Source organism: Echinicola vietnamensis DSM 17526, from assembly GCF_000325705.1.
GTDB lineage: Bacteria > Bacteroidota > Bacteroidia > Cytophagales > Cyclobacteriaceae > Echinicola > Echinicola vietnamensis.
Map to the genome: position 1 here is coordinate 5332294 of NC_019904.1, position 13877 is coordinate 5346170.

Annotated in this window: 16 protein-coding genes; all 16 read right to left on the minus strand. The window is 44.8% G+C overall.

Annotated elements, in window-relative coordinates; all coding sequences use genetic code 11:
* Positions 1-50: 50 nt before the first annotated feature.
* The 16 genes from ECHVI_RS21705 to ECHVI_RS21775 all read right to left on the minus strand — a co-directional run bounded on the left by ECHVI_RS21705 (position 51) and on the right by ECHVI_RS21775 (position 13876).
* Positions 51-1274: a transposase gene (locus tag ECHVI_RS21705; RefSeq protein WP_222840300.1), complete on the minus strand. Its 1224-nt coding sequence runs from the start codon at positions 1272-1274 to the stop codon at positions 51-53.
* Positions 1275-1647: 373 nt separating this feature from the next.
* Complete coding sequence (locus tag ECHVI_RS21710; protein ID WP_425386805.1) at positions 1648-3393, minus strand: heavy metal translocating P-type ATPase; 1746 nt, start codon at positions 3391-3393, stop codon at positions 1648-1650.
* A gap of 48 nt (positions 3394-3441) precedes the next feature.
* The gene (locus ECHVI_RS24345) at positions 3442-3606 is read right to left on the minus strand and encodes a hypothetical protein (RefSeq protein WP_373289272.1); all 165 of its coding nucleotides are present in this window, start codon (positions 3604-3606) and stop codon (positions 3442-3444) included.
* A gap of 13 nt (positions 3607-3619) precedes the next feature.
* Positions 3620-3991 carry a hypothetical protein gene (locus ECHVI_RS23160; protein ID WP_052331481.1) on the minus strand — a complete coding sequence of 124 codons (372 nt, stop codon included), beginning with the start codon at positions 3989-3991 and terminating at the stop codon, positions 3620-3622.
* A 259-nt stretch (positions 3992-4250) separates the two neighbouring features.
* Positions 4251-4601 carry a DUF3703 domain-containing protein gene (locus ECHVI_RS21720; RefSeq protein WP_015268161.1) on the minus strand — a complete coding sequence of 117 codons (351 nt, stop codon included), beginning with the start codon at positions 4599-4601 and terminating at the stop codon, positions 4251-4253.
* Positions 4602-4608: 7 nt separating this feature from the next.
* On the minus strand, positions 4609-5169 hold the full coding sequence (locus ECHVI_RS23165; protein WP_015268162.1) for a methyltransferase family protein: 561 nt from the start codon (positions 5167-5169) through the stop codon (positions 4609-4611).
* A complete protein-coding gene (gene nhaA, locus ECHVI_RS21730; RefSeq protein ID WP_015268163.1) occupies positions 5166-6509 on the minus strand; it encodes a Na+/H+ antiporter NhaA in 1344 nt (447 codons plus the stop codon). The genes ECHVI_RS23165 and nhaA overlap by 4 nt, the downstream gene beginning before the upstream one ends.
* On the minus strand, positions 6494-6850 hold the full coding sequence (locus tag ECHVI_RS21735; protein ID WP_015268164.1) for a SpoIIAA family protein: 357 nt from the start codon (positions 6848-6850) through the stop codon (positions 6494-6496). The genes nhaA and ECHVI_RS21735 overlap by 16 nt, the downstream gene beginning before the upstream one ends.
* Positions 6819-7754, minus strand: a complete 936-nt coding sequence (locus ECHVI_RS21740) for a cation diffusion facilitator family transporter (RefSeq protein WP_015268165.1) — start codon at positions 7752-7754, stop codon at positions 6819-6821. Before ECHVI_RS21740 ends, ECHVI_RS21735 begins: the two co-directional genes overlap by 32 nt.
* A gap of 2 nt (positions 7755-7756) precedes the next feature.
* A complete protein-coding gene (locus ECHVI_RS21745) occupies positions 7757-8254 on the minus strand; it encodes a DUF2231 domain-containing protein (protein WP_041739125.1) in 498 nt (165 codons plus the stop codon).
* The gene (locus ECHVI_RS21750) at positions 8254-8580 is read right to left on the minus strand and encodes a hypothetical protein (protein ID WP_052331506.1); all 327 of its coding nucleotides are present in this window, start codon (positions 8578-8580) and stop codon (positions 8254-8256) included. The genes ECHVI_RS21745 and ECHVI_RS21750 overlap by 1 nt, the downstream gene beginning before the upstream one ends.
* A 93-nt stretch (positions 8581-8673) precedes the next feature.
* Positions 8674-9471 (minus strand): cation efflux transmembrane domain-containing protein, encoded by a 798-nt coding sequence (locus ECHVI_RS21755; RefSeq protein ID WP_015268168.1) that lies wholly within the window; start codon positions 9469-9471, stop codon positions 8674-8676.
* Between the two features lie 50 nt (positions 9472-9521).
* A complete protein-coding gene (locus ECHVI_RS21760; RefSeq protein ID WP_015268169.1) occupies positions 9522-9908 on the minus strand; it encodes a DUF302 domain-containing protein in 387 nt (128 codons plus the stop codon).
* 135 nt (positions 9909-10043) lie between these two features.
* Complete coding sequence (locus ECHVI_RS21765; RefSeq protein ID WP_015268170.1) at positions 10044-12545, minus strand: heavy metal translocating P-type ATPase; 2502 nt, start codon at positions 12543-12545, stop codon at positions 10044-10046.
* Positions 12542-12970, minus strand: a complete 429-nt coding sequence (locus ECHVI_RS21770; RefSeq protein WP_015268171.1) for an MgtC/SapB family protein — start codon at positions 12968-12970, stop codon at positions 12542-12544. Before ECHVI_RS21770 ends, ECHVI_RS21765 begins: the two co-directional genes overlap by 4 nt.
* 15 nt (positions 12971-12985) lie before the next feature.
* Positions 12986-13876 (minus strand): bestrophin family protein, encoded by an 891-nt coding sequence (locus tag ECHVI_RS21775; RefSeq protein ID WP_015268172.1) that lies wholly within the window; start codon positions 13874-13876, stop codon positions 12986-12988.
* Position 13877: the final 1 nt, after the last annotated feature.

Here is a 13877-nt window from a genome sequence, read left to right on the forward strand (position 1 = left end):
CGCTCTTCCAATCCAGTCCCTGGTAGTATAAGTAGGGCCTGCTGAAAAACTCAGCATGAACAGGGTATAAGAACCGGCCTGAAATTCCGCTCAGGCCGGTTTTTATCAACCAGGTCGTCCAAGAAGCTATTTTCCCGGTCTATAATGGTCATTCCCAGGGCATTCCATGCTGAAAAACTCCGGCACAACAGTGCCCGCCCGGCCAATCTGACCAGGTTGAGCACCAAGATGATAGAGGCAATCCATGATTGGCTGGTATTCCTGAGCCTTGCCCTGATCCGGTCCATCCCATAACCGTTCTTGGCCTGCCCGAACTTGCCCTCTATCGGATTCCTTTCCCCCGGCCTTACGTGGTCTTCCACTGCCCGGGCCGAGGGCCGGCCCAGGAGCTTGGCCGACAGCTTGATCCCCTTGGATTTAAGCCATTTCCGGTTTTCCCGGCTGCAGTACAGTTTATCGGCCAAAACCTTGGCAGGATAAAAGCCAAAGCGCTTCCGGTAGTTCTCCACATAATCGGCCAGGTGGCAGCCTTCATGGTAGGCGTCCCAGGAAATGGTGTCCAAAAAGGCATATCCGTCTACCAGCAAAAGGTGGATCTTCGCCCCAAACTCGGTTTTGTTCCGGGCCTTGCCCCGGACTATCGGGCGGACATGGGGCTGGTGGATACTCACGATCCGGTCCTCCACACTCCTCGACCGGTTATCGAACATCTCCTTCTGCTGGAGGTACAGTGTCTGGATGATCCAATAATACCGCTGCCATTTATGGGGCAGGGGAAATATTTTGAACCTGTCCAGTTGGCCTTCTATGGTTTTCAGGTTACGCCTGAGGTATTGGAGCTGGGACTTGATGCCCTTTCGGATCGTTTTACGGCCCGGGTTCCGGTTTTGGGCCACTTTAAGGTAGTCCTTACGGGCCTTCTTACGATAGGTTCGCGGCTTCTTGCCCTCCGGAAGCTTTTTGTGGAGCAGATCAATGATCGACTCGCTCTTCAGGCGGGCATCATTGAGCAGGTTCAGATCGATGGGGTAGGCAATGTCCTGCAGACAGGCCGTGGCATCAATCAGCAGTTCCCCCTTATGGGGGCCGTCCCCGTCATCGTCAGCCCCGTCGCCATTCATGTCCCGGACCGGTACCGGTGAGCTGTAGGCCAGTACCCTGGCATTCATCTCGGCGATCAGTTCATCTCCCATCCGTTTGCGGATCTCCACAAAAAGGGAGGGGTCAAAAGGAGGTTCCGGGCTGTAGGAACTGTAGCCCAGAAAGTACTGCATATACATGTGATATAAATGTACTGCAGGGCCGCCATCAACGCGGCCAGGTGGCTGCGTGTCTTGGTGGGGATCTTCACTTCTTCTATCGGGGTACATCCCAGGCTGAGCTGGGCTTCGAATCGTGGGCGCATATTTGTTGACAAAGAATTATTTTGGTCCGAACCTGAAAACCTGAATCGCTTTATATGGCCCAAAATAAGCCTTTTTGACCTTTTGACATAATTCCCCCCTTTAGATTCAAAATAAAATCCACAACAAAACCAGCCCTGGGATTGTCCTAAAGGCTATTTTCTTGTTTTCTTACAGGCACTATTTAGTCCTTTAAAACCTCTCTAATTACATTCAGCTATAATTAAACACACTACAGTTTGGTTTAAAACTTCATTTTCTGGATTCTTATCGCATTCAAAATCGCGAGAAAGGCCACTCCCACATCAGCAAAGACGGCTTCCCACATGGTAGCCAGGCCTCCGGCTCCCAGTGCCAGCACAATAACCTTCACCCCAAATGCCAGGCTGATATTTTGCCATACGATACGCTTGGTCTGTTTACCTATTTGAATAGCAGTAGCAATTTTAGAGGGCTGGTCGGTCTGAATGACCACATCGGCTGTCTCAATGGCGGCATCACTGCCCAAACCACCCATTGCCATGCCTACATCTGCCAGAGCAAGGACGGGAGCATCGTTGATACCGTCCCCCACAAATGCGATGACACGGCTGGTATCCTTTTTCAGTTCTTCTACTTTTTCCACCTTTTGCTCTGGCAGCAGATCGCCAAAGGCTTTATCTATTCCGAGTGATTTTGCCACTTGTTGGGTCACAGCATCCTTATCTCCTGACAGCATGATCAGTTCCCGAACTCCTGATTTGTGTAATGCATTAATTGCCTGGGCAGCATCGGCTTTGAGTTCATCTGCAATCACCAGATAACCGGCATATTTTTGGTCCACTGCTACATGGATGACAGTATTGACCTCTCTGGCAGCATCAGCACAGGTAACAATCCCTTCCTTGTCCATCAGTTTTTGATTGCCGATGAGCAAATGCTTACTATTTACTTTTCCTTTCAGACCGTGCCCGGCTATTTCTTCCTGTTGCTCGGGTTCTGAAATTTTCCCTCCCTGCTTTTTAGTATATTCTGTAACGGCTTTTGCGATGGGATGTGTGGATTTACTTTCCATAGCTGCCGCCAGACTTAGCCAATCTGTAGTAATACCGTCCATGGTCACGGCTTTCTGAACTTCAAACACCCCTCTGGTCAACGTGCCTGTTTTGTCCATCACTACGGTGTTTACTCTGGTCATGAGGTCAAGAAAGTTGGAGCCTTTGAACAGTATCCCTTTACGGGAAGCTGCGCCTATTCCTCCGAAATAGCCGAGCGGTATTGAGATGACCAACGCACAAGGACATGAGATCACCAAAAAGATCAATACCCGGTAAAGCCAGTCTTCAAACACATAGTTTTCTATAAAAAAGTAAGGCAGGAAGGTCAATCCCACCGCCAGAAAGGTAACAATGGGCGTGTAAACCCGTGCGAATTTGCGGATGAACTGCTCGGTTTTTGACTTGCGTGCGGTAGCGTTCTGCACCAGCTCCAGGATACGGGCAAGTGAACTTTCGTTGAACCGCCTGGTTACTTTCAGTTCAATCAGCCTGTCGAGGTTCACCATCCCAGCCAGCACATTTTCTCCTTTGTTGTACGTAGCAGGTTTGCTTTCACCCGTCAAAGCGGAGGTATTGAAGCTGCTCTTTTCCCTCAGCATTTCCCCATCGAGGGGTACTTTTTCTCCGGGTTTTACTTGTATGGTTTCCCCGGTTTGGACTTCTTCCGGGTGTACGATCACCATTTGCCCGTTTCGCTGTACAGAGACCGAATCGGGGCGGATGTCCAGCAGGGCTTTGATGTTGCGTTTGGCTCTGTTCACTGCTGCATCCTGAAACAATTCCCCGATGGCATAGAAAAGCATCACCGCCACCCCCTCGGGATATTCACCTATGGCAAAAGCCCCCAGGGTGGCTATGCCCACTAGGAAAAATTCAGTGAACACATCACCTTTCAGGATGGACTTCCAGCCTTTGACCAATACCGGCCAACCCACAGGCAAATAGGCCAGCACATACCCGCATACGCGGATCCATCCCTGGAAAAATGCTGGCTGTCCCCATTAGTCAGCGGCTATTCCTGCAAGCAGCATGACAAGGCTTGCGATACCACTTCCCCAGGTTTGAAGGAAAGTGGAGGAGGCTTTTTCATCCTGCTTTTTTGGTTTGTCCGGATGCTGGCCGGTGCTGCAGCAGGCTTTGTTGTCTGTATTGTTTGTATTAGTCATACGCTTATCTGTTTTAATGTGTGAAAAAGGAAATGATGCCTGTGATAATGAGGATGCACCCTGAAACCAGCCCGGTACTATGCTCCAACCTGTGCCAGTTGAAACGGTGCAGGCCTTTCTGTGCGAGGTACACCCAAAAGGTGATCCCCAACACGGAAACGATGGTGTAGAGCAAGCCCACTGTCAGGATCATCGGCCATCCCTGAGTCCCTGCCATCAGAAAGTAGGCTTCAATTTCCAGGCAGGGCGAAAGAAACATCATAAATACCAGCAAGGTCACTACTTGTGTTGCTCCGGTCTGGTTCAGCTTCTGCTTTTCATTGAAGTGAAAATGATGGTGCCTGTGGTGTTGGATGATGAAATAAAACCCAATGGCAATGAGCAAAGCAGGAATGACCCAACGGTGTAACTGTTCAGCGTTTCTGCCAGTGACAGGCTGAATAAGCCCAGAAACACTCCGAGCAAAAAGGTACTCAATGAATGAGCCAAAGCTACCATAGCCGCAATGCGAACCGTCTTGCTACCTTGCCAGCCAAACTTTTCTTTCAGTGCCAGCACCGGCAGTCAGTGGCTGGGAATCAGCCCGTGGAGGAGGCTGAGCATGATGGTCCCGGTGAGTAAAGTGGTCATTGTATGGTGTCAAATTATTTTTTGAATCGATCTATTATTACCTTCAGGTCTTCAGGTATTTCCATGGGCAAAAGGGGAGGAACATTGGCTCCTCCGGTATTGCCTACAGGTACCTTTCCCACAAAAGACTTTACCCCTCCCACAAAAAGCCTGAGTATCTGCCCCCGGATTTCTGTCCAATCCTTGATCATGAAGCCAAACCGGAGCATGAGCCAATGCGCTTCCGAGTGCTGGTATGGATAGGGCTGACCAAGGACGTGCGCCCGCTCCAGATGTCGCCAGGCTTCCCGAAGGTGACCCCTGGCGAGTTTTTCTTTATACAGAACGAGCTCCTGCTTAAAAAAAGACTTGAGGCCTTTAGGCATTGTGGTGTTAAATCCATCTTCTTACCCGCTTCTCATAAGCAAAATAATCATCACCAAAAACACTCTCCAGCACCTTTTCTTCCAGTCCAACACGGACAAATACAATCAAGAAACCAAGTAATAGCAGAACACCTGAATAGATACTGGGAATGCAAAGAAAAAAGCCAATCAGTGTGATTAGTTGCCCCAGATGAACCGGATTTCTGGATTTAGAATAAATGCCAGTTGAGAGTAGCAACCAGCCTTTTGTTTCACTTCCTCTATTCAATCTTTGTTGATTTTTTGCTGAGATAACGATCAGGAAGGCTAGCGACATGAGTCCAATAGCTGCCCAGCTCAACCAATGACTTTTCAATGCCTCAAATGGCACAATGTATTGATGGTAAACCTCCGGGTATAACGAGAAAACTGTCATTAGCACTATTACCAATAACCATATCAGGTTGTTCAATAAGGTAACAGTTTTAAGTTTAGGTGGCTTTTTCTTCTTTTTGGAAGCGTACATTAAAAATGTAAGTAAAAAGTAAAGGAGGAAAAACACCGGCAGAAATATTCTTAAATGTATCATAGGTTTTCATTTTTAGGTTTGGTAAATAGTAAAGTGATGATGCCTCCTAAAGCACCAATCAGGGAAGCTATTAAAATACTGATTTTGGACACTTTGACCAATTCAGGATCGCTAAATGCCAGGTTGGTGATGAACAGCGACATGGTAAAACCTATTCCGGCTATCATGCCCATGCCAATAATGTGCCCCCATCTTAAAGAGATATGCAATTCTGCTATACCCAACTTTTCTCCGATAAAGGCAAAGAGACTGATCCCCAGTACTTTCCCTACTGCCAGACCCAATAATATACCCAGGCCAAGAGAACCTGATACGACCTCCAAAAAGCTAACATCCAGTTTCACGCCTGCATTGGCAATGGCGAAAATAGGAATAATGAAAAAGGCATTAAAATCAATCAGTGCATTTTCCAGTTTCAGTAATGGAGGCTTTGCGTTTTCAGTATCCTTTTTGATGTCTTTGAGTATTTTCCCCTGGCGAACATCCTGCAACGGGTCACGGGTTTCAATATCCGTTTCTTCCAGTCTTTCTACATTTCTGGCGGTGCGATCTTTCAATAATTTACTGTCTAATTTAGGTTTTACAGGAATGGTAATGGCAAAAAGCACTCCGGCTATGGTAGGGTGAACGCCTGAATTCAGGAAGCAATACCAAAGCCCTACGCCTCCCAAAAGGTACCAGAACAAGTTTTTTATGCCCAATCGATTGAACAGCATTAAAAGGATAAAAATCCCTGCCCCGGTTCCCAGGTATAACCAACTCAGTTGGTTGCTATAAAACAGCGCAATCACGAGTATGGCCCCCAGATCATCTGCTATGGCCAGAGCCACCAAAAAGATTTTAAGCTGGGCTGGCACTCTTCTACCCAATAACCCGATTATACCCAAAGAATACGCAATATCTGTTGCCATCGGAATTCCCCAGCCATTGATATTTACTGTCCCTGAATTAAGCATTGTAAATATTATGGCAGGCATTGCCATTCCACCGAGCGCTGCCAGGAGCGGCATAGAAGCTTTCTTAAAGGATGACAATTCACCTACCATTATTTCCCGCTTAAGCTCCAAACCGGCCACCAGAAAGAATATGGCCATTAGCCCGTCATTGATCCATTCCTCGATGGTCAGACCAAAAGTAAAATGCTCAGATAGCTCAAAGAGAAATTCATCTTTAAGGTAGTGATGGTAAGCATCCGCCCATTGAGAATTACCTAAAATCAGGGCTAAAATAGTAGCTGCAATTAAAAGTAAACCACCTGAAGTTTCTCTATTTAGAAACCTTCGGGCTGTTTGCTGGATATATGCTATTGTTGACTGATTATTTTTTATTGACCGATCCATTGCCTTGCTGACTCTTTTTCATTCCTGTCAAAGTAACGGATTTCCGCATTGGTAAACGGTTTCATAAATTGGGTAATCCAATCCTGCCATTTCTTTTCGCCTACCATGGCTATCTTTTCATAATCTTTAGCATGAGACAAATCCATTTTCGCATCTGCCCATAAACCCTCTATACTCCAACCGGTGAAGTTTTCCATTTCAAAATACCACCGTACTTTTTTTCCTGTTTTTAATATATTATGAATCAATGGATGGATCTTTTCCATATCCAGTTCGGTAAGATTTCCATCTGCTTTTGTACAGATAATATTATCTCTTGTCAATTCCAGTATTTGTAGCATAGCTTTTTAATTTTTTAGTAGGTTCTACATGAATATGGACATCAATTATTTGGGGAATGTTTTCAACCAGGCTTTCTTTTACCTTGTGTGCTACCTGGTGTCCTTCATCTACTGACAGCTTGCCATCTACCCAAATATGAAGGTCAACGTGGAACGCAGGCCCCATTTTTCTGGAATGGCATTGCTCCACTTTTTCAACCTCTGGTATTTGCTCGGCAAGATGGGTTACCTCCTTATGAAATTCAGGTTCCAGCTCTTCATCTAATAATTCACCAATGGCAGGGCGGCCAATCCCGTAGGCATTGTAAATGATAAAAGCTGCTGCGATAAGTGCCGCGTAATCATCAGCTACCTCATATCCTTCACCACCCCATAAAGCAATGGATATTCCTATGAATGCCGCTACAGAAGTAATGGCATCACTTCGATGATGAAAGGCATCTGCTTTTACTGCTCCACTTTGTATTTCTTCGCCAGTTTTCAACACAAAGCGATATAGCAATTCCTTAGTAACCACCACTACTACTAAAATAATTAGCGTATATGGTGCCGGAGTTTTATGTGGACTTTGAATATGGGCAATACTGTCTTTTATAATGATAAAGGCTGCCCCCACAAGTGCCAGTGAAATTCCAAGTGCCACCAAAGCTTCCGCCTTACCGTGCCCATACGGATGGTTTTCATCCGCTGGCTTGGTTGACCATCTCAAGCCTAACCAAAGCATACCGGAAGTTACCACGTCTGTCCCTGATTCTATTGCGTCAGCTATAAGTGCATAAGAGTGGCCAAAAATTCCTCCCAGAGCCTTTACAATAGCCAATAGTGCACTCACAACAATACCTGTCAGGGTGGTTTTCAACCCTTTTTCAGAGATAGCATTGGGATTTCTTTTATTTTCCTTCATTATTATTCATTAAATTCAACACAATCTTCTGTCGGTTGATATACTCCCGCCCCTTGCTGATATACCACTGATGCACCCAGATGACCTGCATAGCCTAAGCCAAAGGCTCCTATAATCAACAAAATGGTTATTGCATGAACCAATAATTTATTTTTGGAGATGATTTTTAAATACAGTACCCATTCTGTAAACATGGCCGTACTGTATGTAATTGCTGAGGCATAAGCATACCATTGGTGCTCGCCAAGCATTTGTGGATCGCATATTTTACGAACTACCACATTGTAAGCCAATGACCCTGTGTAAATAGCTATCCAAATAGTAACGGTTCCTATCATCAATAAGCCTGCTCGGCAGTATTGCAGGAATTTTCGCTGTTCACCGCTGGCAAAGTAAATAACCAGGCAGACAAGCGTTGCTAAAAGAAGAAAGGCAATAGGAAAATGAACGGACAGAGGATGCCAGGTTTCTGTCCGCCATATTGATGGAATATCACCCATTACTCACTAAGAATTTCAACATGAATTGGATCCAATCTTTTACCTTTCTTTTCTAATTCCACCTCTACTTTGGTGCCTTCAGAAAGCATATCAAAGGAAACTTCATTTCCATTTTTTGATAGCTTGGTCTGATCAGTAAAATACAATTCAAGTAGTTTGTCATCGGGAGTCCTGACATATATTTCTTTTTCTTCCGGTTCGACTTCTTCAGCAACACCGGTATAGGTTCCTGATTCTACTAAATCAGTCTCTTTGTTTTCTCCACAAGATTGTAGCATTATCACCCCAAAAACCAGGGCGATACTCATCATTACTGCTTTTCTCATTTGATTCATCATTTTACTTAGATTTAAATTAAACATTGATTTACTTCTTATTTTCATCTCTCTCGTTCCTAGATAATATATGGCCAGAATTCATCATGTCCTAGCTAACTTCAATATCCTTACAGCCCCTCTCATCACAAAAGCAAAAACAATCCCTCCAATAGCCAAATCAGGCCATTTGCTTTCCAGCAAATAAACCAATACCCCGGCTAGGATCACTCCTCCATTTACTACAATGTCATTGGAAGTGAATATGGCACTGGCCTGCATATGGGCCTCCTCACTTTTGGCTTTGTTGATCAGCCAGAGCGAAACCAAGTTGCCAATGAGGGCCAGTACCGATATGATGATCATCCACTGAAAAAGTGGTGTTTCACTTTGGCTAAAAAACCTCCGTAAGACTTCTGAAAAGCCTAATAGTGCCAATCCCATCTGAAAATAACCACTGATTTTGGCTACCTTTTTTTTGCGAGCCATTGCTGCTCCAACAGCAAATAAGCTCAGGCCGTAGACTATGGAGTCTGCCAGCATATCCAGAGAATCAGCCACTAAACCCATAGAGCGGGAAATCCAACCGGTAGTCATTTCTACAACAAAGAAACCGAAATTGATGCCCAACACACACCAAAGTATTTTTCGCTGTTGAGTATCATCAATAGTAGATGGTAAATCAACATTCTCCTCCGTTTTTTCCAGCCTCTCGTTAAAGTTCAATGCTGTTATAGCCTGATGGATTTCATCTACTTTTTCGGTATGATAGACTTTTAATTTACGATTAGGTATATCAAAATCTAAATACTTCACACCATTAAAAGGTCCTAATTTCATGCGGATTATCTGCTCCTCTGAGGGGCAGTCCATTTTGCTGATGTGGAAGGTGGATTTTTTCAAAATATGTAGTTAAACTTTTGGGTTTTGATGAATATCCTAAATGCAAACTGTTATAGACTTTCAATAACTGCTTTTAACTTTGACTGAATTTCTTCAGCAATGCCTTCCAGATCTTTATTCTCTACGGCCTGCATAGATGCTACCGGATCCACTGCTGCTATTTCTACGCTATCATCGCTTTGTTGGACGATTACATTGCAGGGCAGCATTGCCCCAATTTTATCTTCGGCTAATAATGCCTTGTGTGCGAAGGGCGGATTACATGCACCGAGAATCTTGTAAGGACGAAAATCTTCATCCAGCTTTTTCTTCAGAGTTTCTTTTACATCAATTTCAGTAAGGATACCGAACCCTTCCTCTTTCAGAGTCTCTGTTACTTTTTGAATCGCTTCTTCGAAGCTTATATTTTCCAATGTTTTTTCGTGATAATATGTCATGTGTGTCATATTTTTTGTTATCATTGTTTTCATTATATGAATTTTGCTCAGCAAAGTCCGTAACTATTGTTACAAGGTGAAGGACCCTGTCCAGCTAATGAAAGCAGTTGACTATGTCTTCAATTTTCACCGATTCTACTTTTTATAAGCCAACAACCTCAATGCATTAAATACTACTACCAAAGTAGAACCTTCATGGATGAGTACGGCAGGACCTATAGTTGCAATACCAGAAATTGTCAGTGGAATTAAAATACCTACAATTCCCAGACTTATCCACAGGTTTTGTTTGATGATACTCTTAGCATTTCTGCTCAGTGCGATGGCAAAAGGCAGTGTTTCCAGCTTATCGGCCATCAGGGCAATATCGGCTGTTTCCAGGGCCACATCACTGCCTGCTGCCCCCATGGCAATCCCCACAGTACTATTGGCCATGGCCGGTGCGTCATTTACGCCATCACCCACCATCGCCACTTTGGATTCATTTTTTTTGAGCTTTTTAATCGCTTCTACCTTTTCTTCCGGCAGCAAGCTGCCCCAGGCATCCGTGAGACCGATCTCTTTGGCCACTGCATCGGCTACTTTCTGGTTATCACCCGTAAGCATGATCATACGCTTGATACCAATCTTTTTGAGCTGCTCCAGGGTATTTTTAGCTTCCTTTCTGGGCGTATCCATCAGGGCAATGATACCAATGTAGTGGTCATTCTGACGGATCAGCATTGTGGTATTTCCATCTGATTCCAGTGACTTAACCTTTTCTTCCGTTTCCTTCTCTGGCTTATTGTCATCCAGGGATTCAAACAGGTCCAGATTGCCGATGTATACTTTGTCATCACCCAAGGTAGCCTTAATCCCCTTACCAAGCACCGCTTCCAGGTCTTTCGCATCAGGCACATCAGCACCATCCAATCGCTCTTTCCCATCCCGTACCACGGCTTTTGCCAGGGGGTGGTCGCTCAGGCTTTCTACAGCTACTGCTATTTTCAACAGTTCGTCCTCTTTTACATCACCTACAGCAACTACTTCAGTGAGCTTAGGCTTTCCTTCTGTTAATGTTCCGGTTTTATCAAAAGCCAGGGCGGTGAGTACACCCAAATCTTCCAACGGACGGCCGCCCTTGATAAGCACCCCGCTTTTGGCTGCCCGGGCTACTCCACTTAGCACTGCACTAGGGGTCGCAATGGCCAAAGCGCAAGGGCTGGCAGCCACCAATACAGCCATTGCACGGTAGAAGCTTTCGCTAAAACTTTCATCAATGACCAGAAAAGCAAAATTGAGCAACACGACCAGTACCAATACAGAAGGCACAAAATATTTCTCAAATTTATCAGTAAGGCGCTGTGTAGGTGATTTCTGGGTCTGGGCTTCATTCACCAGTTTCACCAGGCGGGAGAGCGTAGAGTCCTTTGCTACTTTAATCACTTTGATTTCCAGCGTATTGTTGCCATTTATGGTACCCGAAAATGCACGGTTCTCATCTTTGATATCATCTTCCTGTGACCAGTCTTTATCGGGATTATCCACCGGTTCTTTATCTACCGGCACACTTTCCCCGGTGATAGGCGCCTGATTCACGCTACTTTGTCCACTAATTACCACCCCATCAGCAGAAATCTTACTGTTGGGCTTCACCACAATGATGTCACCAATGCTCAATTCCTCAATACCGACTTCTTCGGTCTTACCATTTCTCTTGAGCAATGCCGTTTTAGGAGCGAGTTCTGCCAAAGCAGCAATGGATTTACGGGCTTTGTTCATGGCGTAGTGTTCCAGTGCATGGCCCATGCTGAACAGGAATAACAATAAGGCGCCTTCCGCCCATTCGCCAAGAATAGCCGCTCCAATGGCAGCCACGAGCATCAGGAAATCAATTTCAAAGCCTCCTTTGGCCACTGTTTGAATGGCTTCTTTGGCTGTAAAATAGCCGCCAAAGAAATAAGCTCCGATATAAAGTGAAAGACTTACCCAGGAAGGCACAGCTTCGATATAAGTAAGCCCAAAGCCAATACCTAATAATGCTCCGCAGATAATGGAAAAGATCAACTCTGTATTTTTACCGAAAATACCGCCATGCGAATGATCATGATCTTCACCTTCCTCATGGACATGTTCCTTATTACCTTCCTTTTGATCTTCGCCTTTTTCAGTTTCTTTTACCTGCTCAAGAAAACGTTCAGCACTCACCTGCGTATCGGGCATATCAAGCCCGTCTTTTCTCAGGGCTTTCAGGATTTCGGCTTCATCTGTTTTGGCGGTATCATACTCTACCCGCACCATGCCTGATGCCGATACAGAGGCTTCCATAATACCCGCTATACCTCGGAGACCACGCTCAATGTTACGAGCATGGCGTGTATGACGAATACCATCTACTTCTATGAGTTTATGTCCAAATTTTCGTGTGATTTCTGCCCCGGTTTGCTCGGCCAGCGACTGAATGCGGTCTATAGAGATCAACTCAGGGTCGTAGTGAAAGCATAGCTGGGGTACGCCATTGTCTGTTTCGTCTGCTATATGCACTTTTTCCAATCCCTCTTTGTTTTTAAGACGCTCGATGAGTTTTGCCACACATTGGTCCTTCTCATCGGGGACTTCTGGCAGGAGGAGCGGTATTTTTATTTGTAGTTTTTTCATTTTCTAATATTTTTCTTTTTTAAAAAAGGGAAATGCTGTGAAATCAATAATAGAATAAGCAAAGCGGATGTGACACTCACGATAAGGTACATGCCATATCCAATAGCAATTCCTACAGCAGCAGTGACCCAAATAGTAGCTGCGGTTGTCAAACCTGAAATGAAATTTTTGGATCCATCTCTGAAAATAATACCCGCCCCCAGGAAGCCAATGCCTGAAACAATATTGGCAACAATTCGGGTCTGATCTGCAACTTCAATGTGGGAGTTGATAATTGTGACTAAAGCCGCACCCAGGCAAACGGCAGCATACGTTCTGATTCCTGCGGCATGCCCGTCAATTTCCCTGTCGAGTCCTATCAAAACACCAAGTACCAGGGCAACAAGTAGTCTGGGTATGAGCGTTATTTCAGTTTGAAAATCCATTGTTAATATTTTGTGTTATAAAACATAATAGTCTGTCGGTTTTTTCTTTTCAGGAACATCCGTTTCTCCAATCATTTGCTTGATGTTTATTTCTATCGTTTCCGCCAGGTCTGTCATGGGCGTGTCCAAAGGCTGGTTCTCAAAAGGATCCTGCATGAGAATGGAGGTTTTTTCGATGGCAATAAAAATGATCGGTATACCAATAGTCAGGCCTATTTCTACTGCCAGGTATTCATCTGATAAGCCAAACGGTAGCATGGTAGCAAACACATAAATGATCAAATGGATCAACAGGCTGTGTGCTTTGGGGAAGACCGTGTTTTTTATGCGTTCGCACTTGCCCATAGAATCACATAACTTGGCGATGATGCTATCGATTTGCACCTGCTGAAAATCATTAACCATCTTTTTTTTCTTTGCCTTCAGTAAGGTTTCAGAATGTTCTGACAATAAAGCATTTGGAATATTAAAAGCTTCGGTCTTATTGGATTCTTTATATTTAATGACCCTGTGGGAAAAAGGTAGTTTTCTTAGTGATTCCCCAAGCGCATAGCACCAAATGATCTGACGATTGGCCATTTCCGCAACCAGGGCTTCATAGCTATCGTTGCCTCTTTTAAAAAATGAAACACACTGCCGAACCAGTGTCCTGGAATCGTTTACAATAGCACCCCATATAATACGGGCTTCCCACCACCGCTCATAGGCTTGATTGGTTCGGAAACCCAACAGTAAGGCTACCGCAGTACCAAAAACAGCAGTGACGCCAATAGGAACCGAAATTTTGTCAAGAAATCCGTATTGATCGAAAATACCTACCACGACCGCATAGGAGGAGATAAGTACAATATCAACCTTAATGGTTTTGATAAAGTCAAGTATGGATATTCTTTTATTTAAGAGCATT